The 19292-nt window shown below is 39.0% G+C and carries 19 protein-coding genes; 16 read left to right on the forward strand and 3 right to left on the reverse strand.

All coding sequences use genetic code 11. The features are described from left to right. Window positions 1–64: 64 nt before the first annotated feature. A complete protein-coding gene (locus tag AC0VYH_RS11470; protein WP_475369056.1) occupies window positions 65–1303 on the reverse strand; it encodes a YeeE/YedE family protein in 1239 nt (412 codons plus the stop codon). 335 nt (window positions 1304–1638) lie between these two features. Here AC0VYH_RS11470 and AC0VYH_RS11475 point away from each other — a divergent pair, with 335 nt between their 5' ends. The 12 genes from AC0VYH_RS11475 to AC0VYH_RS11530 all read left to right on the forward strand — a co-directional run bounded on the left by AC0VYH_RS11475 (window position 1639) and on the right by AC0VYH_RS11530 (window position 11756). Continuing rightward, complete coding sequence (locus tag AC0VYH_RS11475; RefSeq protein ID WP_475367417.1) at window positions 1639–2706, forward strand: nitric oxide synthase oxygenase; 1068 nt, start codon at window positions 1639–1641, stop codon at window positions 2704–2706. Between the two features lie 158 nt (window positions 2707–2864). After that, a complete protein-coding gene (locus AC0VYH_RS11480) occupies window positions 2865–3287 on the forward strand; it encodes a DUF4395 domain-containing protein (protein WP_430246458.1) in 423 nt (140 codons plus the stop codon). A 147-nt stretch (window positions 3288–3434) separates the two neighbouring features. Continuing rightward, a complete protein-coding gene (locus tag AC0VYH_RS11485; protein ID WP_475373768.1) occupies window positions 3435–4739 on the forward strand; it encodes a lysine N(6)-hydroxylase/L-ornithine N(5)-oxygenase family protein in 1305 nt (434 codons plus the stop codon). 80 nt (window positions 4740–4819) lie between these two features. Further along, window positions 4820–5011 (forward strand): hypothetical protein, encoded by a 192-nt coding sequence (locus AC0VYH_RS11490; protein WP_430246461.1) that lies wholly within the window; start codon window positions 4820–4822, stop codon window positions 5009–5011. A gap of 91 nt (window positions 5012–5102) precedes the next feature. Then, window positions 5103–5237, forward strand: a complete 135-nt coding sequence (locus AC0VYH_RS11495; protein WP_255622435.1) for a hypothetical protein — start codon at window positions 5103–5105, stop codon at window positions 5235–5237. Between the two features lie 136 nt (window positions 5238–5373). Then, the gene (locus tag AC0VYH_RS11500; RefSeq protein ID WP_475367421.1) at window positions 5374–6201 is read left to right on the forward strand and encodes an aldo/keto reductase; all 828 of its coding nucleotides are present in this window, start codon (window positions 5374–5376) and stop codon (window positions 6199–6201) included. 82 nt (window positions 6202–6283) lie between these two features. Further along, on the forward strand, window positions 6284–6844 hold the full coding sequence (locus AC0VYH_RS11505; protein WP_475367422.1) for a hypothetical protein: 561 nt from the start codon (window positions 6284–6286) through the stop codon (window positions 6842–6844). A 63-nt stretch (window positions 6845–6907) separates the two neighbouring features. Continuing rightward, entirely contained in the window at window positions 6908–7654 is a 747-nt protein-coding gene (locus AC0VYH_RS11510) for a pirin family protein (protein WP_475367423.1), read from the forward strand. A 95-nt stretch (window positions 7655–7749) separates the two neighbouring features. Further along, a complete protein-coding gene (locus AC0VYH_RS11515) occupies window positions 7750–8928 on the forward strand; it encodes an acyl-CoA dehydrogenase family protein (RefSeq protein ID WP_475367424.1) in 1179 nt (392 codons plus the stop codon). Between the two features lie 234 nt (window positions 8929–9162). After that, a complete protein-coding gene (locus AC0VYH_RS11520; RefSeq protein ID WP_475367425.1) occupies window positions 9163–9312 on the forward strand; it encodes a hypothetical protein in 150 nt (49 codons plus the stop codon). A 146-nt stretch (window positions 9313–9458) separates the two neighbouring features. Then, on the forward strand, window positions 9459–10883 hold the full coding sequence (dacB, locus tag AC0VYH_RS11525) for a D-alanyl-D-alanine carboxypeptidase/D-alanyl-D-alanine endopeptidase (protein ID WP_475367426.1): 1425 nt from the start codon (window positions 9459–9461) through the stop codon (window positions 10881–10883). A gap of 252 nt (window positions 10884–11135) precedes the next feature. Beyond that, window positions 11136–11756: a hypothetical protein gene (locus AC0VYH_RS11530; RefSeq protein WP_430246475.1), complete on the forward strand. Its 621-nt coding sequence runs from the start codon at window positions 11136–11138 to the stop codon at window positions 11754–11756. On the opposite strand, the gene AC0VYH_RS11535 is transcribed toward AC0VYH_RS11530, so the two are convergent. Beyond that, window positions 11753–12781 (reverse strand): YeiH family protein, encoded by a 1029-nt coding sequence (locus AC0VYH_RS11535; protein WP_475367427.1) that lies wholly within the window; start codon window positions 12779–12781, stop codon window positions 11753–11755. The genes AC0VYH_RS11530 and AC0VYH_RS11535 overlap by 4 nt on opposite strands. A gap of 106 nt (window positions 12782–12887) precedes the next feature. Here AC0VYH_RS11535 and AC0VYH_RS11540 point away from each other — a divergent pair, with 106 nt between their 5' ends. The 4 genes from AC0VYH_RS11540 to AC0VYH_RS11555 all read left to right on the forward strand — a co-directional run bounded on the left by AC0VYH_RS11540 (window position 12888) and on the right by AC0VYH_RS11555 (window position 17920). Next, entirely contained in the window at window positions 12888–13757 is an 870-nt protein-coding gene (locus AC0VYH_RS11540) for a LysR substrate-binding domain-containing protein (RefSeq protein ID WP_475367428.1), read from the forward strand. A gap of 79 nt (window positions 13758–13836) precedes the next feature. Then, window positions 13837–16059: a DEAD/DEAH box helicase gene (locus tag AC0VYH_RS11545; RefSeq protein WP_475367429.1), complete on the forward strand. Its 2223-nt coding sequence runs from the start codon at window positions 13837–13839 to the stop codon at window positions 16057–16059. An 88-nt stretch (window positions 16060–16147) separates the two neighbouring features. Then, window positions 16148–16534 carry a VOC family protein gene (locus tag AC0VYH_RS11550; protein WP_475367430.1) on the forward strand — a complete coding sequence of 129 codons (387 nt, stop codon included), beginning with the start codon at window positions 16148–16150 and terminating at the stop codon, window positions 16532–16534. Between the two features lie 189 nt (window positions 16535–16723). After that, window positions 16724–17920, forward strand: a complete 1197-nt coding sequence (locus AC0VYH_RS11555) for an MFS transporter (protein WP_430246484.1) — start codon at window positions 16724–16726, stop codon at window positions 17918–17920. 36 nt (window positions 17921–17956) lie between these two features. On the opposite strand, the gene AC0VYH_RS11560 is transcribed toward AC0VYH_RS11555, so the two are convergent. Beyond that, window positions 17957–19126 (reverse strand): lactate 2-monooxygenase, encoded by a 1170-nt coding sequence (locus AC0VYH_RS11560; RefSeq protein WP_475372548.1) that lies wholly within the window; start codon window positions 19124–19126, stop codon window positions 17957–17959. Window positions 19127–19292 lie beyond the last annotated feature (166 nt).

The raw sequence follows: 19292 nt of genomic DNA on the forward strand, positions 1-19292 counted from the left end.
TATTATACGCAATGATTTTTCACCATTATGAAGGGCACTGGATATTATCCAGTGCCCAGTTACGTTAGCAAAATTGATCATCTTTTTTAGGATTTTTCAAACCGAATAGTGGTCTTAAATAAAGCGCAACATATGAACCTGCGAGAGCTACAATCATCCATACCCAGCCGTGAAGGCTAAAGGATGCAATCCCGCCAAAGTATGCCCCTATGTTACAGCCGTAGGCGAGACGAGCACCGTAGCCCATTAATAAACCGCCTATAATAGAAGCAGCAGCTAACTTCAATGGAACTCTTCTCATAACGAATGCGCCCCCAGCACCTGCTGCAACAAAAGCACCTAAAATGACACCGAAGTTCATAACGCTAGTTGAATCTGTAAGGATTGATTGTTCAAGAGCAGCAGCTTTTCCTCCAGACCAATAACCCCATTGCGTAACATCTATGCCAAGAAACAGCGCAATCTTAGATCCCCATAGAGCAAAAGCTGACGTAATACCCCAAGGATTTCCACGCGAGATAAGTGTTAATGCATTTAGGATACCGAGCGCAATGGCAGCTGTCCAAATCGGCCATGAGCCGCGGAAGATCCGTTTCCATCCAGTTGATGTCGGCAAAGGTTTCATCTTAGGGGGCTTTCGTTTCTTTGCAATGCTTCTTACAACAATGAATATGATAGCAAATAAGAATAGTTGGGCAATCCAAGCACCAAAATATCCTAAGCCTGTGTCTTCTGCTAACGAGATTGCCTCAAAGGATGGCATCTGATTTACCCAGAAATCAAAGTGCCAGGCACCAATGACAGATCCAACAATGAAACCAAATAACGTTAGCAGCATTTCAGACTTTCCCCATCCAACTGTATAGAGTGTCCCAGAAGCACATCCTCCACCGAGTTGCATGCCTATACCAAATAGAAAAGATCCTACTACAACACTAGTTCCCACTGGAAAAACATATCCTGTTGGATTTGTATCAAATAAACCAAAACCATTTGCGAGTATTGGCGCAAACAACGTACTAGCCACAGCTAACATAAGCATATGTGATTGAATAGCTGTCCCGTTGCCTACACTAAGAAGTTGTCTAAAGGCGGAAGTGAATCCAAATCTTGCATGTAAGAGGCAGTACCCAAGTAATAGGCCTAAACCAAATAGCACAAATTGTTGAATGCCTTGATCCAGCCACAGAATTAGTGCTAGTAAACCAATAACGATAAAGCCACCTGTTAACACAGGTTTTTGTGGCGCTTTTAAAAACGGTAATTGTAAATTTGTTTTTGAACGATGAATCGGCTGTTCCATAGCCATATATAATGCACCTCATTCCGATGTATTTAGTATGAATTGATTCGTACATCCTACATGATATTTCCCTTTCTGTAAACAAGTACGTGTTCTTTCCTAAAAGCTATCATAATGAACGGCTTCACTTGGATGAACAAAACAATGAGGTATTAACAATATAAAGAAACATCGCTTCTTAAAACCGATCGTTTGATATGTACCATTCGTCCTATATAGAAGGGGTGTGATATAATATTTCTGTGCAAAATGACGTCTTTTCATAGGATTAATAGAACGATATTCAGCTTAAGATCAGGTGTTACAACCGTCTCAGGCTATTGGAGGTTGAGACAATGGAAAAAGAACAATTATTAGATAGTGCTTATGACTTTGTCGATCAAGCTTATTATGAATTAAACAAAGATCCAGCCGAATTAATAAAACGAAAAACTGAAATAAAAAGAGAAATTACCGATACAGGATCCTATACTCATACATATGAAGAGTTAGTTCAAGGTGCAAAAATGGCTTGGAGAAATAGCAATAAGTGTATCGGTCGCCTTTTCTGGAATACGATGACTGTTTTAGATGCTCGATCGGCTTGTACTGTAGAAGAAGTATCTGAAGCATTAATAAATCATATTCGAATGGCGTCTAATGGAGGTAAAATTAAACCTTCCATCACCATTTTCGCACCTGGTAAAGTGCAAATTTGGAATCACCAACTCATACGTTACGCAGGCTATGAAACCGAGAATGGCATCATTGGTGATCCTGATTCAATATCATTTACTAAGAAAGTAATGGAACTGGGTTGGAGAGGTGAAGGGACGCAACACGACGTTTTACCGCTTGTTTTTTGTATAGATGCTGGAAGTCCAAACGTCGTCGAGATCCCTGCTAATGAAGTTATCCAGGTACAAATTAAGCATCCGGAATATGATTTTTCTCCTTTAAATGTTAAGTGGTATGGTGTGCCTATCATATCAGATATGCGATTAGAAATCGGAGGGATCCATTACAATGCAGCCCCATTTAATGGCTGGTATATGGGCACAGAAATCGGTGCTAGGAACCTTGCAGATAAGAATCGATATAACCTTCTACCAGAAGTCGCTAAAATCTTAAATCTCGATACTCTTTCGAATGCGACGCTTTGGAAAGATCGCGCTTTAGTTGAGTTAAATCGTGCTGTTTTGTATTCCTATCAAAAGAATGGCATTAGTATCGTTGATCATCATACTGCTGCAAAACAATTTCACAAATTTGAACAAAATGAAGCGAAAGCAGAACGAGAAGTAACGGGTAATTGGACTTGGCTCATTCCACCTGTATCACCTGCTACAACGCATATTTTTCACAAACCATATAAAAATAAAATTGTAACTCCTAACTATTTTTATCAAGACAAACCATACTAAAAGAGTCTTGAACGTAAATATGGGGCATTGATATTTGATGCTAACTTTAAAAACCACTTGTCGGTGGTTTTTTCTTATGAGCATTAGACTATACAAAAGTCTTAAAAAGCAGTATCCTTTAATATAAATATATTCCTATAAGAAAGGTTGGTATTAAATTGCCTTCATCTATACCTAGACCTCTAGTGAGACTAAATCAATCGTTTATTTTTATATTTGCTACGTCATTTGTCTTTTTTAATCACTGGTTATTTCTTATTATTCCTCTCATTGTTGGAATAATGGGGCTACTTATGAACTTTAATCCAGTTATGAAGGCGGGTAAACTTTTCTTAAAGAAGCCTGTTAATCAATATATTCCTGAAGATAAAGATCAACAGCAATTCAATCAAAAAATAGCTGTGACGTTGTTGTCTGTTTCATTAATCGCCTATTACCTTAACGTGAACTGGTTAGCGATCACGTCTGCCACTATGGTGGCACTTGCTTCACTAATTGCTATTCTTGGTTTTTGTATCGGTTGCTTTGTTCGCTTTCAATGGAAGCAGTATCAATATCGTCGTTCTCAACATTCTTCTTAAAAACAGCCTAATTAGGCTGTTTTTTTAGTTTTGAATGGTATGTTCAAATTGCTCATTAATCTCTCGCTTTTTAGAAAAAACAGATAATAGCATTTCTGGTATAATAAAAGGAGATAATAGATGCAAGAAGAGAAAGGATAGGATTGGATGAAACAGAAAGTATACGATTTAATTGGTGTTGGGATTGGACCATTTAATTTAGGGTTAGCTGCTTTGATGGATCCAATTAAAGAAATGGATACACTTTTCTTTGAGCAGAAAGAACAATTTAATTGGCATCCGGGAATGTTGATTGAAGGGACGCGGCTCCAAGTACCTTTTATGGCGGATCTTGTCACAATGGCTGATCCAACTAATCCGTATAGTTATTTAAATTATTTAAAACATCATAATCGTTTGTATCATTTTTATTTTCTACAGCGTCTTGAAATGCCACGTAATGAGTACAATCATTATTGTCAGTGGGCAGCCAATCAATTGGAAAGCTGTCAATTCGGCTCTAAAGTATTAGCTGTAGTTCCAATAGGTAAACCAGTCGAGCGTTATGAAATTACGGTTGAAAAGCTTACCACTGGTGAAACAGAAACATATGTAGCTAAAAATATTATCCTTGGAGTAGGGACTATTCCGTCATTACCTAAGGCGTTGCAGGATTTACCTGAAGAAGACGTTTTTCATTCTTCCACATTTCTAGATCACACAGAGCGGTGTAAACAGGCTAAGAAAATCACGGTTATTGGGTCCGGGCAAAGCTCTGCAGAGATTTTCCGTGAGTTGTTAAAAGAAAGACAAGAGTACGGGTATTCCCTTAATTGGGTAACAAGGTCTCAAGGATTTTTCCCAATGGAAGAAACGAGATTAAGTTTAGAGCACTTTTCTCCTGAATATGTTGATTATTTCTATGATCTACCTCAGGAGCAAAAAGATGATATCTTTAAAGGACAGCAGTTATTGTATAAAGGCATTAGTCCTCATACCATTACCGATATTTATAACCTTCTATATGAACAGTCCGTGGGAGGTAAAGATATGGATGTGATGCTAATGCCATTAACTGAAATCAATGGAGTTAGAGAAAAAGAAGATGGAACAGGGTATGAAGTAGAGTGTCGACAATGGCAAAAAGGAGAAAATTTCCTTTTGGATAGTGAAGTTATTATTGCTGGTACAGGTTATCGCCCGTTGATTCCTAAGTGCCTTCAAGATTTAGAAGAGATTATTGATTGGGATGAGAACGGGCGATACCATGTCTCAAAAGATTATCGCCTTAACTTAACATGTGAAGCTTCTTCTCACATTTATGTTCATAGTGGCATGCAGCATACTCATGGCGTGGGCTCAACGAATCTCGGACTTGCTGTAAATCGAAATAAAATCATTATTAATCAACTAGCTGAGAAAGAAATATATCCAGTTTTGGAAGGTAATATTTTCCAACAATTTGAACTATAAGATGAAAACCAGCCAAATTGGCTGGTTTTTTGTATGAAAATAACCTTTTGATAGAAACTAATGGAAAGGAGGAGTGCCATATGGAGAAAAATGCACGAGGTTATGTTCAAGATAGCTGTAGGGCTCTAAAAGAAGCGAGTAAATATTTAGAGGATGCTCTTTCGACAGTTGAAAAAGGGCAAAATCGTGATCGTATTCAGCAGTCTCTAGATGAGTTGATGACTGTTCAGACTCATTGTAACGAGACTGCAAACGTTCTAGAGCAGCGATAAAAAATTTTATTGAGTAAATTTGTAAATTATAGTTTTAGCTCAATTAAAATCGGAAATGGTGAACTAACGCTTTACACAAGGAGGGAAAACAATGAGTCTTTTATTTGGAAAAGGCATGCAGGCGTTCGAACAGGACGCTAAAGCAGAGAAGGAAAAAGTTCAAACGTCTCCTACTGCTCAATTTAACAAGAAGTCTAGATTGAAGCAAAAACCTACGAAAATATAGCCATCCTTTTGGATGGTTTTTTTTATTTCGCTTATTTCGTTTAAGCACGCATATCCATTTACATAAAAATGTGTAAGATTGAAAAAAATGGGGAACAGTTCGATTGTGATACAAAGTAAATTGGAGGAGATTTTAAATGGCTAAACAATGGACAACAACTACATTACACAACGGTATTAAAATGCCAACACTTGGCTTAGGTGTATGGAAAATGGAAAACAATGAAGAAGTGAAAAACGCGGTTAATGCTGCTATTGACGCTGGGTATAAAGCGATCGACACAGCAGCAGCTTATAAAAATGAGGAAGGCGTTGGTGCTGCGATTAAACAGAACGGCATCCCGCGTGAAGAACTCTTTATTACTTCAAAAGTATGGAATGATGATCAGGGTTATGAATCGACAATAAAAGCCTTTGAAGAAACTATTTCAAAACTTGGTATTGAGACGCTAGATCTTTACTTAATTCATTGGCCGGTAGAAGGAAAGTATAAAGAAACGTGGAGAGCTATGGAGAAGCTTTATAAAGACGGTCGTATTCGCGCTATTGGCGTTAGTAATTTCCATCCGAATCACCTTGAAAATCTAATGAAGGATGCAGAAATTAAGCCAATGGTTAACCAAGTTGAATTTCACCCACTATTAAATCAACAAGAGCTTCGAGACTATTGTAAGCAACATGCCATTCAAATGGAAGCATGGTCACCACTTGCTCAAGGGAAATTGTTGGATCATGAGGTGGTTAAAGATATTGCTGAGCAGCATGGCAAATCAACTGCTCAGGTGATTATTCGTTGGGATCTTGAACATGAGGTCGTAACGATTCCTAAATCTTCGAATCCAGAACGCATTAAACAAAATTTTGATGTTTTCGACTTCGAATTAACAACAGATAATATTAGAGCTCTTGATGAGCTAAATCAAAATGAACGAATGGGACCTGATCCTGATAACTTTGATTTCTAAAATAAAGCCGGCCAAAGTGCCGGCTTTTTGTATGCAACCATTTCTTTTTGGCCTCGTCTACAATTAAAAGGGGGAGTAAAGAGTGGGGAAATGGATTATCGGAGCAACGATTATCTTATTAATTGTAGGTTTTTTTACAGGGGTTTGGTTTACAATGATTCGTAACTATTACCCAGAGGCAGAAACAACAGAGTCTGCTTTAATTCAGAAGATAGAAAAACCCTCGAATGGAAACGGATACAAAATAGGTGAGCCTTATGTTGAAAAAGATATGGATGGGAAGGAAATGTTTAGACTAGAAGTAAATGAAGTTGATCAAATTCCAGGACAAGAAGATTTACCTGAATTAGAAAAAGAAAAAGAATATATTGGATTTGAAATTTACGCAAAAAACTTCGATGATGCTGCAATTGATTTTAAGCCATATTACTCGAAACTAAAAGTAGACAGTTCTTACATAAAACCAGAGGAATTTGTCATTATTGATCAAGATGGCTGGAACAAATATTGGATAAAGGGAGGAGGTTCTTTTCGAATCGTCTTAATTTATGCAATCGACCGAAATGCTAAAGAAATGACATTAATCATTACACCAGAGTTTTCTTACAAAGACATCTTGTTTAAAGTAGACAATACGAGTTGACAATAATTTGGATTCAAGATAAAATTATCTCGAATTCGAGATAAATACAGGGTGGTGATCTATATGTTGATTCAGCGGTATAACGAAGAGCAACAAGGTGTAGGCCAATTTGACGGTGGAAAAATCACAGAACAGAAACCAATTGGTTTTCCAGGTGAAGGCTCTGAAGTGAAACGAGTAGGTCCTTTATTTTATTGGGCATGGGCGAAGTCTGAGCATGAAGGATACATCCCGCTTCATCCTCATCAAGGTTTTGAAATTATTACTTATGTGATCAGTGGGAAGGCGGAGCATGGAGATTCACTAGGTACGAGAAGTATCGTAGGTCCTGGTGGTTTACAAGTGATGCAGACAGGTTCTGGTGTATCCCATGAGGAGGGGTTTGTTGGACCCGATATGCAAGGGTTCCAAATTTGGTTTGAACCTCATTTGAGAGAAGCTCTTCGCCGGAAACCTACCTACCAACAATTTGAGCATGAAGAGTTCCAGATAGACGTTCACGATGGAGTACGTGTTAAGGAAATACTTGGTGACGACTCTCCTGTTGCTCTCGAAACAGACGTTCATATGTGGGATCTCCATATAAGCCATCCATTCATTTATAAACAACACATTGGAAAAGGACGTTCAGTAAGCATCTTAGTTTTAGAAGGAAGAGGACGGATAAACGAGACTTCTTATGAAGGAAAGGAATTTTTTGTTATTGAAGCAAGCGAGTTAGAAGAAATGAACATTCAAGCAGAAGCAAAAACAAGGCTTATCGTGATCGAAGTACCGACTACTGTCACCTATCCTTTGTATCGAAAATAGAAAAATGCGCTTTTCCGATCGATTTACTGGAGATTAATTCCTCTTCTAGTGTACGATAGTAAGTACAGATTAATCGGAAAGGCTGGCGTTTGTTTATGAATCATCTTTATAACTCTTTTATTAAAAACGATCGACAAAAGCAGTTGTTTGAATTGGGAAGTAATCTTGCGAATTCATTTGCAACAAGGGCAGACCAAATTGATCAAGAGGGGCGCTTTCCTTTTGAGAATTTTGAGGAGCTGAAAGAATCTGGATATCTTTCGTTAACTGTACAAGAAAAATTTGGAGGTAAGGGCATCAATTTGTATGAGTACGTGATGCTTCAAGAACGACTTGCAACAGGTGATGCTGCTACAGCACTTTCAATCGGATGGCATCTTGGAATCATCCTTGAAATGAGAGAAGAACAAATTTGGACAGATCAAGTATTTGAAAGACTTTCGCATCTCATCGTTGAAGAAAATGCTTTGTTTAACCGGGCGGCTTCTGAACCTGCAACTGGTAGTCCGACCCGTGGTGGGATGCCTCAAACGAAAGCTGTACTTAAAGAGAATAAATGGATTATAAGCGGTCGTAAATCATTTACTTCAATGGCGCCAGGTCTTCAATATGCACTTGTCTCATCCCAAATTGGAGAGACAGGAGAAAAAGGCTTCTTCCTTGTAGATATGACAGCTTCTGGTGTTACGATTGAAGAAAAATGGGACACGATGTCGATGAGAGGTACGAGAAGTGATGATCTTGTCCTAGAAAATGTTGAATTACCGCAAGATGCCCTTATTGAGGGACCTAATACTGCCAAAAGTGAACTGCCAAAAGCCTGGCTCTTACACATACCAGCCTGCTATCTTGGTGTCGCGATTGCTGCTCGTAATGAAGCAGTTGCTTTCGCATCACATTATTCACCAAATAGTCTGCCGGGTCCTATTAAAGAAGTCCCTGAAGTTCAACGGAAAATAGGGGAAATGGAATTGGAGTTAATGAGAGCTAGAGAAATGATGTACTCTGTTGCGTTACGGTGGGTTTCAGAACCCGATAAGAGAAATGAAATGGGCCCTGAGTTAGCGGCTGTAAAACACGTCGCAACCAATAGTGCAGCAAATGTAGTCGATATGGCCATGAGAGTTGTAGGTGCAAGAGCATTATTTAAAGATAATCCTATGCAGCGCTATTATCGGGATGTAAGAGCAGGATTGCATAATCCTCCTATGGATGATGCAGTGATTTCGATGCTTGCTAGCAATGCCTTTTCAAAATTCGAAGAATCTTCCTAATGGAGGGTTCTTTTTTAAACTCACTGAATTGTTCAGGTGGCGCGAGCTCAAATTCAAATCGTTCTAACTTTCGATAAAAAGCAGTAAAATAGACCCTTTATAGCCCTATTTCTTCCTCAATGCCTTCAAATAATACAGCATTCTAGGTCATTAGTTTTAAATTAGACAGAAAAGAAGGAAAAAGTCATTCGAATAGCGAAATAGATCATTAATAAGCGAAAGGAGGGGAGTATGGTGAGGGAACGTCAAACCGTTTCGTTAAGTGGAAGCTTGCTGTTAACGCATCCATGGGGTATTGATCTTAAAGATGAACAAAATCCTAAAGAAGACGGATCTTACGTAATCAATAATCACAAACAGCAGGAGTTGAAAGAAAACAAATGATGCTTATCCATTATATTCTTACAAAAGAAGTCTCATAGATCAGAGCCGTGCGAAATGTTCATCGCTTCGGCTCTATTTTAATTGGAAAGGTTGTGTAGAAGATCGGTATAAAGAAAAAACTAGCTTGTGGAGCCTTAATTTCTAGTTTGTTTTTAGGACGTCGATATCGCAAAAAAAGAAGTGGTAAAATAAATAACGGAAAGACATTGTCTCAATCTCTACATAGCATAGTAAATGATGAGCGTCTTTATGGCGCGATTGCTGGGATAAGCATCCGTAGTAATCATAGTGGAGAGCTTCTCTACGACCATTTTGGAGATTTAAGAATGACGCCCGCTTCAAATATGAAGCTCATTACAGCGGCGGCAGCTCTAGAGAAACTTGGTGCTGACTATCGATTCAGCACTGAGGTACAAACAGATGGAGAAATACAGGATGGTCGTTTAATGGGGAACCTTTATCTAAAGGGGAAAGGAGACCCAACGGTTTTACAGGAAGATTTAGATCAAATTGCTTTAGAATTGAAAGCTCTTGGGATTGAACGTATTCAAGGTGATGTTATAGGTGATTATTCCTGGTATGACGAGCAGTACCTATCAGAAGATATGGTTTGGAGTGATGAACATGAGTATTACGGTGCTCAAATCTCTGCCCTCACTATCTCTCCGAATATTGATTATGACGCAGGAACCATTATTGTTGAGGTTTCACCAGGAGAAGAAGGCGATTCACCTAAAGTAGTTATTTCTCCCACGGCGAACGATATACAATTAGTGAATAACGCTCTTACGACTTCACCCTCTCACGGGGAAGGGGAATTACATATCATTCGTCAGCATGGTACCAATACGCTTACAATCAGCGGTACCATTTCGAAGGATGCTCCACCAGAAAAAAAGTGGATTGCGTTATGGAGCCCAGATAGTTACGCCCTACATCTGTTTAAAGATTCCTTAAAAGGACTTGGTATTTACATAAGTGAGGAAGCCTTAAAAAATAAGTCAACTGAAATCAAAACGCTTTTAACTAAACAATCCATGCCTCTTTCTGAATTGCTACTGCCATTTATGAAACTAAGTAATAATGGGCATGCAGAAGTTCTTATAAAAGAAATGGGCAGGAAAGTTAGGGGAGAAGGAAGTTTTTCAGCTGGTCTCGAAGTTGTGAGAACATTTTTAAGAGAAGAAGGATTAGATCCTGATAACATGTGTTTAAGAGATGGTTCTGGTATTTCACAAATGAACTTGATACAGCCGAATCAGCTATCTTTGCTTTTATTCAAACTTCAAAGCAAACCCTGGTTCTCATCATTTATGAACTCACTTCCTGTAGCGGGAATCCCTGATCGGCTAGTGGGAGGGACTTTGCGAGAGCGTCTAAGGGCTACATCAGCAGAAGGCGTTGTTTTTGCTAAAACTGGCTCTCTAATTGGTGTTACTTCTTTATCTGGATATGTTAAAACGAATAATTCGCTCATTTTTTCAATTATTATTAATAAGTTTCTAGATGAAGAAGAAATGGAAAAGATAGAGGATGAACTGATGATCGTATTATCTTCTACCTTTATGTAATGGGGCATTAGTGGTTGGTAGAGTTGAAGGGTTGAAAATCGAAAAAAGAAATTTAACAGATTGAATTGTCGAATCGTGAAGCCGGTCATCTACATGACTGGTATAATAGTAGTAGACATTACTAATACGGAGGCAATTTAAAATAGCCATTCAGTCATAACTTCAAGCCAATCTATCAGCGGTCAAAGCTGTTTATGACGACTTCAAAGTTAGATATTCATAAAGAAAGAGTAGCAAGGGAAGGGGGATTAAATGTTGAAGCGTTTGTATCAATATCTTTTATTTGTATGTGTGATTTTATCCGTTTCAACGATTTGGTATGAATCTCCCTTTCAACAGGCGATCCTCATCGGCACTTGGATCGTCTTTTTTATTGATTATACGGTCTTTCTTTATTTATCTGAAGATCGATGGGAATATATAAAAAAGCATCCATTTGATTTAATAGCTCTAATTCCGCTAGATTCAATCTTTCAAGGAGCTAAGCTTGCGAGACTTTATAGACTATGGCGAATTAAAACAATCGCCAAGCGATTTAGTAATCCCATTCTAGGTAAAGCGATGGGTATGTCTCCTCAAACGTGGTTTTTAACTAGTTTTGTATTTGTTATCGTCTCAACATTTCCATTCTATTTCTATGAACCTGTCGTGGATTCTTTTCAAGATGCAGCGGTTTGGTCATTAGGTTCGATCATTTTTGTTGGACGATTTTCAGTAGAACCAACTTCTTTTGTAGGTAAATTTGTGATTATTTTACTTACAATTGTAGGAATACTTCTTCATGCGCTTATTGTGAGAACTGTATTTCGTTACGTGGATTACCTTCGTAAAAAATGGTCATCCACAGAGGATGACCATTCAAATGAAGCCTAGTAAAACCATTTTACGATGAAGAATGTAAAAATGGAAAGAGCAACTGATACAATTGTAATAATGGCCATTGGCTTTAGTGCTTTATCTTTCAAATCCTTCAGACTAACACTCAATCCTAGGCCTACCATAGCAGCCGTCAAACACCACGTTGTTATTTCGGTTACTACATTTGTTGCAGATTCAGAAAAGGGAATAATGGGTCCTAGGAGATAAGTTCCTGCGAGACTCATTAAGATAAACCCGATTAAAAACCATGGAAAAGCAACTTTTTGTTTTGTGCCCGCGTTTTTGCGTTTCATTAGGTACATGAAAAGAAAACAAACTGGCACGAGGAGAAAGACTCTTCCTAGCTTTGCAAGGAGCCCCATTGCAAGAGCTGTTTCTCCTCCTGGCGCTGCTGCTAATGCAACGTGAGCAACTTCATGTAGTGAAATACCTGACCATACTCCATATTGACTTTCAGTTAATGGAAGGAATGGGCGAAGAATCGTATATCCGATTGAAAATACCGTTCCAAATAGAGCGATAATCCCCACTCCAATTGCCGTATCCTCTTCTTTAGATTCCACGATCGGCGCAATTGCTGCAATGGCTGCAGCTCCACAAATCCCTGTACCAGCACCAAGTAAAAAGGTTATGGATGTATTAGCTTTCATCACTTTAGAAAGCCAAACAGACGATAAGATAGAAAATACGATGATAAGCGCGCCTAATAATAATATGGGTAATCCATCTTGAAGAATCAGGCTTACATTTAGTTTAATTCCATATAAAATGATGGCGAACCTAAGTATTTTTTTAGATGAAAAAGTGATTCCTCTTCTTAACCATTCGGGATACCCGGCTACTTGCCGATAAACGATTGCGATCAGAATGGCTGATGCGAGTTGTCCTGTAAGACTAAAGCCTGGCACCATAGCAAGGAAATAACCTAATAGTGCAATAAAAAAGGTAAATGCTATGCCGAGGAAAAATCGCATCTTCTCAGGTATAGTTTGTTGTTGTCTTAAAGTATTAATCATCATGTCCCCCCCGTTTCTCTTTCTTTAGTCTACTTCAGCTATTGCTATAAGTGAAATAATTAAATAGAATATGTACTATAAGTATTAACTTATAGTAAGGGGTGATGACGTGGATCAGCAGTTACACGTTTTCGTTACAGTCGTAGAAAAACGCAATTTCTCTCGAGCGGCAGAGGAGTTACACATGACTCAACCTGCGGTTAGTCAATATATCAAAAGCCTGGAAGAGGCGCTTGGTACTAAACTGTTAGAAAGAAACAACCGATCTGTGGAAATGAACAAGGCAGGAGAAATTGTCTACCACCATGCGAAAGAATTCTTAAATCTTTATTCAAAGATGACGTATCTTTTGGATGACCTAACAAACCGAGCGAGTGGGAAAATTACAATTGGTGCAAGTTATACATACGGTGAATATGTCCTTCCACATGTGATTGCAGCTATTAGAGAAAAATACCCATTAATTACACCATCTATAACGATTGGGAATTCAAGAGAAATTGGTGATCTTGTCTACTCACACCAACTTGATGTTGGCATCATAGAAGGTGACTATCCTGCTAGGGACATGCAAGTGGATAGCTTCACTGAGGATGAAATGGTTATCGTAGCATCACCAACACATCATCAAGTGAACAGTGGAAAGACACTTGAACAAGAGATGTGGGTTGTGAGGGAGGAAGGGTCTGGGACGAGAGAAGCTACAGAGAAGATGTGGAAGCAGCTCAATATAGAGCCTACTCAAAAACTAGCCTTTGGGAGTACGCAGTTAATTAAAGAATCTGTCGAAGCTGGAATTGGTATAAGTATCTTATCGAAGTGGACAATACGGAAAGAGTTAGAACTTGGTACATTACAAATTCTGGAAATACCGAATTTCACCTATTCAAGGACGTTTTCAATTTTGATGCGCTCTCCCTTTCAAACAAAAGTACTTGAAGTTTTTCTAGACTATGTTCATTCTCATCATAGAACGTAGCACATATATAGAGAGTTTTTCGTTAGCGTGATATAGTTAGGGAATTGAAAAAGGAACGGATAAAAGGAAGCGATGTAAGATGAAAGAATTAATTGATGAATGGCAATTAGCGCTTCGCGCTGAAATTGCACACCTTAAAAAATTTGGTAGCAGACCAATTAGAGTTGTCAATGGAAGGCTGCTGTCTTCAGGTGACGATTTTAGGTATTACTTTGATGCACGTACCCCAATTCAAATCCCAACTGGATCAAAGGTTCGGCTTGAGATGAAACATATTAAGCGCGAAGGCAGGGTACTGTCTTCAGAAGGAAAGAATGTCATTCTAGCTCTTGAAGCTGGTTTAGGAGAGCGAATTGGAGAGGCAGATCTCTATCATGACCCATGGGAACTGCTAGATGAACTGCATGAGCGTCTTGAAGAAATAAAAAAAAGCAAAAGAAGGTTAGCTAGGGTTAATCGAGTAATGAATCCTCCCAATTCTGTGAAGCATCCTGATGATAAGATCAAAAGCCGGCTTCATGAGCTGATTCTACGAACCAAATATAACCCAGTGACGTACGTGTGGGGACCTCCAGGGACTGGGAAAACCCATAATCTAGCAAGAGCCGCTGCAAATCACTTTTTCAAAGGAAATAGCGTCCTGATCTTATCTCATAGTAATCAAGCTGTTGATGTATTAATGCGGGAAACAGCCTCATTTGCTGAAAATAGAGAGAAATTTGAAGAAGGAAAAATTGTGCGGTATGGACAACAGCGCGATGTTTCATCAAATCTGCCGCTTTTTACAGATCAATTGCTTATGACGAAGCATCCAGACCTTGCCAACGAGAAAGAGAGTATTCTTGATGAACGAAAAAAACTGAAGGAGGACTTATCTAATTCCTTTAGTAAACGCGATTCTGATCAGTTATTAAAGCTTGAATCAAAATTAGGAAATGTTTTAGAGCAGATTCGTCGGAAAGAAACTCAGTTTGTAAAAGAAGCAACGATTATAGGCACAACACTAACAAAAGCCGCTATTGATGAGAATATCTATCGGAAGAGGGTAGATGTAGTGATCATCGATGAAGCGAGTATGGCCTATGTGCCCCAGGCAGCATTTGCTGCTTCACTTGGAAAACGCGTTGTTATATGTGGCGATTTTAAACAGCTACCTCCTATAGCGTCTGCACGGCACCCGCTTGTTTCAAAATGGTTAAGAGAAGACGTATTTCACTGTTCGGGAATTGTTGAAACTGTCGAAACCGGTAAACTTCATCCTCAACTCTTTCTGTTAAATGAACAAAGACGAATGCACCCGGTTATTTCAGACTTTACAAACAATAAAATTTATCATTCACTTGTAACAGATCATCCGAAAACTGCCGTACTTAGAGCACCGATATCAGACCAAGCTCCTTTTAAAGGTATGGCATCTGCTCTAATTGACACAAGTCATACTGGCTATTTTTGTATGACGGGACATTCATCGAAGTCACGAATGAATTTATGGCAGCTTTTTCTAGCTTTTCAGGCAATTTACGAAGCGTTACAAGCGGGGATGTCATCAATTGGTTATGTTACCCCTTATCGCGCTCAAGCGAAGATGATGAATTTATTAATAGACGATCTTTTAAAACATTCTTTTGTTGAGGCTGACATTCTCTCAGCCACGGTTCATCGTTTTCAAGGAAGTGAGCGAGATATGATGGTGTTTGATACAGTAGATGGAGAACCAGAATCACGTCCTGGCATGTTATTGAGTGGTCACAATAGTGAAAGACTGATCAATGTTGCGATGACGAGAACGAAGGGGAAATTTATACAAATTAGCAATGTTGATTATATACAAAAACGGATGTCTCCATCAAAAACACTACGACAATTAGTTGATCATCAGCTATTAAAAAAAGAGAGAATTTCTCCTACGCATATAGGAAAGTGGGTAAAGAATCAGCATCCCAAATTGAAGTGGCACCACGCACTGAATACTGACATGATTTTTCAAGATATTCAAACTGCTGAAGAAATCGTTATTTCAATTCCTAAGGGAACAAGGTTAACAGCCGAGTGGGTGAACGTATTAAAAAAAGCAAAAGGTAAGCTGTCCATTATTTCACCAGAGATCGTTCAGTCAGTCCCGATTGCTCACCATGTCGACCATAGTCTGGCATTCCCATTTATAGCGCTTGATCAAAATGTGCTTTGGCTTGGTGTTCCATTTGAAGGGATGAAAGATGTCCTTCCACCCGCAGTTGCCTTGAGACTTGAGTCTACACTTTTTACTGGAGAAATATTGAATCAAATTGTTCCCCGAGATTAATAGAATAATGTTCCTTCTACTTTTCTTCGTTTACGTTACTGTGATAAAGTTACAGGGAATAACGATATGAAAAGAAAGCTGGTGACTTATGGGGATTCAAAAACTGGAACATGTCGGGGTACAAGTAAGAAATATTGAAGCTTCGAAAGGTTTCTATCAAGGGATTATTGGATTAGAGTTACTTGATGAATTCGATCATCCTGATGGTGATAAAAAGCTAGCCTTTCTTGGTTTAAACGGGCAAATTTTAGTAGAGCTAATAGAAGGTTATAATCCTGATTTACCCGCAGAAGGAAAAGTTCATCACATTGCCTTTACTGTTGAAAATATCGAACAAGAACGCACTCGTCTTCATGACCTTGGTGTAACGTTTATCGATGAAGAAATCAATACATTACCAAACGGTGCAAAATATTTGTTCTTCGCAGGACCTGATGGAGAATGGCTTGAATTCTTTGAATCTGCTACTTATTAACTACGAGTGAAATGACTAAAAACCAGCGTCCCATTCAGAAGGATGCTGGTTTTTTCTGTTCAAGAGCTCCAATCCATTCGTTTCTGACCGCTCGTCTTCGCTTTTTGTTGTCTGAGCAGAAAACTCTTAATCAAAACAGTGATGTTGTAAGATGGTAGAGAACTTATGTGAGAGAAAGAAGGAATATGTATGGCGAAACAGCAGGGTCTTCAAAAAGAGAAGATCTGGACGCGGGACTTTATTTTTATATGTATGGCAAACTTTTTTATTTTTGCAGGATTCCAAATGACCCTCCCAACGCTGCCTTTATTTGTGAATGAACTTGGTGGGAGCGACCAGCTTATCGGTTTTGTTGTTGGTATTTTCACATTATCTGCTTTGCTTATACGACCGTGGAGCGGTCATGTATTAGAGTCACTCGGAAGAAGAATTATCTTTTTAATTGGCTTAATCGTTTTTGTCATTTCCGTTGGCTCTTATGCGTTTACAGGAAGTTTGATTCTTTTGTTTCTTATGAGAGTAGTACAAGGCCTTGGCTGGGGAATGTCTACAACCGCGGTTGGTACAATTGCAACTGACTTGATTCCTCAAAAGCGAAGGGGAGAAGGCATGGGTTATTTTGGCCTTGCTGGGAATTTAGCGATGGCATTTGGACCAGCTCTCGGTTTATTCTTAATCGCTCTTTCTGGATTTCAAACGATGTTTTTGATTGCCGCTTCTGCCGGTTTACTTTCATTCATCATCGCTGCCTTTATTCGCTATAAACCTGCAAATAAAACACCGATTGAAAAAAAGAAATGGGATATATTTGAGAAGACAGCTTTAATGCCTTCTATTCTTCTTTTCTTTATTACAATGGTCTTTGGAGGAATCGCTACTTTTCTTCCGTTGTATGCAGAACAGCTAGGAATTGATGGAATTGAATGGTACTTTGTCGTATTTGCTGTTTCGCTTATGCTCGTACGTGCTTTCGCTGGACAAATCTATGATCGAAAAGGTCATAAAGCTATATTTCTTCCAGGTGCATTTTTGATTTTACTGGCTATGGTAGATCTAACTTTATTAGCCAATCAATTTATGCTCATTCTTGCGGCTGTGTTATTTGGCATAGGATTTGGCTCCGTTCAACCTGCTCTTCAAGCATGGGCTGTTAATGAAGCACCGCTTCACAGAAAAGGTATGGCTAACGCAACCTTTTTCTCCTTCTTCGATTTAGGTGTAGGACTTGGTGCGATGTTTTTCGGTCTAATTGCTTCTACTTTTGGATATGCTGATATTTATTTAACAGCTGGAATATCTGTCATCATTTCTATGGTGATCTACGTCATTTACTTAAAAAGAAGTGCAGCTGTTCATAAACATAGTGAAGCTGTTCAATGGAAGTAAGATTAAATAAGGAACACGTCTGTGTTCCTTATTTTGCTATCGACTAGCCGGAATGATCAAGTCTTTGTTTACTTCAGTTAGGTCTCGACAACCTGATAAGGCCATCGTTAGATCAAAATCTGCAACAAGGTTGGAAAGCACTTGTTTCACACCATTTTCACCACCAACCGCAAGGGCGTACATACATGGTCTGCCGACAAGCACCGCTTCGGCACCAAGCGCGATGGCTTTAAATACATCTGCTCCTCTTCTAATCCCGCTATCCATTAATACCGGAATGTGATTCTCAACAGCTTCAACAATAGCCGGAAGTGCATCCAGTGCTGCGATCGCACCATCCACTTGTCGTCCACCGTGATTCGAAACGATAATTCCATCTGCTCCATATTTAATCGCAAGCTTAGCATCATCTGGATGAAGAATTCCTTTTAAAATGATAGGAAGAGATGTGTATTTTTTGAGTTCTGCTAAATCCTCCCATGTTAATCCTGCATTCCCAAAAACGTTTGTCCAGTGCATAATCGCACCCATAGCGTCTTTTTCAGGCGGAACGTGAAGTCCTGCTCGAAAGGCAGGGTCAGTTAAATAGTTGCCAATACCTTCTCCAATAAGAAAAGGCAAGTAGACATTTTGAAGATCTAATTCTCGCCAGGCCATCATTGGTGTATCAAGCGTTACAACAATCGCAGAATATCCAGCATGCTCTGCTCGCTGAACAAAGCTTTTGGCAATCTCAGGATCGCGACTCCAGTAGAGCTGAAACCATTTTGGCGCATCGCCCATCGCGTCAGCAATCTCTTCCATAGAATGACTTGATGCTGAGCTTGCAATGTAAGGTATTCCCATTGAAGCTGCAGCTCTAGCAGAAGCAAGCTCACCTTCTTGGTGGATAATCGATTGAACTCCTACTGGAGCAACCATTATTGGAGAAGGGAGCATCTGACCGAATAAACCTACCTTTAAATTTCGTTCTTCAACGTGACGGAAAACGCGAGGAACTATGTTCCAACGTTTAAAGGCGTCTCGATTCGAATTTTTCGTATCTTCAGCACCAGACCCTCCAGCCACATAATCATAAGGACCATCCTCTAGTACTTCTCTCGCTCTTTTTTCCCAATCTTCATATCTTGTTGGAAGGCGATCAGGATCAGGCGCATGCATCTGCTTATATATGCCAAACTGTATCTTATTACCAATATTACCCATGATAACGACTCCTTTAACAATATGATTAAGTGAATCTTCTTTTCTTTCAAGCCAATTCCTTCTTAAAAAGGAAAAGTTTATTAAAGTTAAAGGCTTAATAGGAGGATTTCGCTCATTAGTTTCGAAATAGTAGATTGGCACTAAATTCGTTCATTACGAACATAAT

This window comes from Anaerobacillus sp. QJM3NY_32 (assembly GCF_056173645.1).

Excerpts from the sequence above, each read along its gene's own strand:
- AC0VYH_RS11470 (WP_475369056.1), bottom strand. The coding sequence starts at position 1,303 with ATGGAACAGCCGATTCATCGTTCAAAAACAAATTTACAATTACCGTTT.
- AC0VYH_RS11475 (WP_475367417.1), top strand. The coding sequence starts at position 1,639 with ATGGAAAAAGAACAATTATTAGATAGTGCTTATGACTTTGTCGATCAA.
- AC0VYH_RS11485 (WP_475373768.1), top strand. The coding sequence starts at position 3,435 with ATGAAACAGAAAGTATACGATTTAATTGGTGTTGGGATTGGACCATTT.
- AC0VYH_RS11490 (WP_430246461.1), top strand. The coding sequence starts at position 4,820 with ATGGAGAAAAATGCACGAGGTTATGTTCAAGATAGCTGTAGGGCTCTA.
- AC0VYH_RS11495 (WP_255622435.1), top strand. The coding sequence starts at position 5,103 with ATGAGTCTTTTATTTGGAAAAGGCATGCAGGCGTTCGAACAGGACGCT.
- AC0VYH_RS11500 (WP_475367421.1), top strand. The coding sequence starts at position 5,374 with ATGGCTAAACAATGGACAACAACTACATTACACAACGGTATTAAAATG.
- AC0VYH_RS11510 (WP_475367423.1), top strand. The coding sequence starts at position 6,908 with ATGTTGATTCAGCGGTATAACGAAGAGCAACAAGGTGTAGGCCAATTT.
- AC0VYH_RS11515 (WP_475367424.1), top strand. The coding sequence starts at position 7,750 with ATGAATCATCTTTATAACTCTTTTATTAAAAACGATCGACAAAAGCAG.
- AC0VYH_RS11530 (WP_430246475.1), top strand. The coding sequence starts at position 11,136 with ATGTTGAAGCGTTTGTATCAATATCTTTTATTTGTATGTGTGATTTTA.
- AC0VYH_RS11535 (WP_475367427.1), bottom strand. The coding sequence starts at position 12,781 with ATGATGATTAATACTTTAAGACAACAACAAACTATACCTGAGAAGATG.
- AC0VYH_RS11545 (WP_475367429.1), top strand. The coding sequence starts at position 13,837 with ATGAAAGAATTAATTGATGAATGGCAATTAGCGCTTCGCGCTGAAATT.
- AC0VYH_RS11550 (WP_475367430.1), top strand. The coding sequence starts at position 16,148 with ATGGGGATTCAAAAACTGGAACATGTCGGGGTACAAGTAAGAAATATT.
- AC0VYH_RS11555 (WP_430246484.1), top strand. The coding sequence starts at position 16,724 with ATGGCGAAACAGCAGGGTCTTCAAAAAGAGAAGATCTGGACGCGGGAC.
- AC0VYH_RS11560 (WP_475372548.1), bottom strand. The coding sequence starts at position 19,126 with ATGGGTAATATTGGTAATAAGATACAGTTTGGCATATATAAGCAGATG.